The organism is Nonomuraea turkmeniaca (genome assembly GCF_005889735.1).
Classification (GTDB): domain Bacteria; phylum Actinomycetota; class Actinomycetes; order Streptosporangiales; family Streptosporangiaceae; genus Nonomuraea; species Nonomuraea turkmeniaca.
The window spans coordinates 1-1,010 of sequence record NZ_VCKY01000556.1 but is presented as its reverse complement, the minus strand read 5'-3'; the positions used below and the strand labels follow the sequence as shown (position 1 = coordinate 1,010).

The following is a 1,010-nucleotide window of genomic DNA, read 5'->3' as shown; positions in this document are numbered from 1 at the left end:
CTAGACGAATGAGTCCAAGGGGTGTGGTCACGTTTAGTGGTCGTAGGCGGTCAGCGATCGCTTGATTGGCTGGCCGGTCTTGTCGTTGTGCCAGATGGCCGCGGTCAGCGCGAGCACTCGCGCCAGTACGCGCACGATGACACCAGCATGAGTACGCCCGCCGTGGCGCTCCAGGTCAAGCTGGCCTTTGAAGGTCTGGTTGATCGACTCGATGGTCTGGCGCAGCGGCCGGAACAGACGTGTTCCGGCCCGTTCGGGTTCGCCCTTGCGGGCCGGGCGCAGCAAGGTCAGATCACGTACCGCTACACCTTGCTCGAATGCGCGACCGTAGTAGTTCTTATCTCCGATGATCGTCTGGCCCGGATGATCGGCCACCACGTCGCGCGCCTCGTCGAGCATCCCGAGCAGGGTCTCGCGCTCGTCGGCCTTGGCCCCGGTGAGCGCAAAGGCGACCGGTAGCCCGCCCAGGGTGCACAGCAGGTGCAGCCGCAGCCCCCAGAAGAACCGTGAGTGACTGGCGCAGTAGCCGTACTCCGCCCACCCGGCCAGGTCGCTGCGCCTGGCCGTTTCCCGGGAACGGCCGCATTCCACCGGCGTGGAATCGACCACCCACACATCGTCGCTCCACAGCGAGGTGTCCCTGGCCAGCATCCTGATCAGGTGTAGGACCAGGCCGGATGCCTTGCGCAGGCGCTTGCCGTAGCCGGATTGGCCGGGCAGATACGGGAACATGCCGGTCAGCTTGGCGTGCGCGTGACGCAGCCAGCGTCGCTCGGAGGTGAAGCCCAGCAGCGCCGACATCACCGCCAGCGTCACCAGCTCGGCGTCACTGAGTGTGGGCGCGATGCCCGTCTTCGGACGCCGGGGTGCCAGATTCGGAGAAGCCTTCAGCGTGTCGTCGATCTTCACATAGAGTGCGGTGGCGAGGGTGTTCAGGTCGTTCGTCACACAATGATCTTGGACACCCTCACCCTATTTCCGCAGGCGATCCCTTGGACTCATTCGTCTAG

1 protein-coding gene is annotated in these 1,010 nt (G+C 64.9%); it reads right to left on the bottom strand.

Features of this window, described 5'->3' with window-relative positions; translation table 11 throughout:
* Positions 1-33 precede the first annotated feature (33 nt).
* On the bottom strand, positions 34-948 hold the full coding sequence (locus ETD86_RS54490) for an IS982 family transposase (protein ID WP_138674406.1): 915 nt from the start codon (positions 946-948) through the stop codon (positions 34-36).
* Positions 949-1,010: the final 62 nt, after the last annotated feature.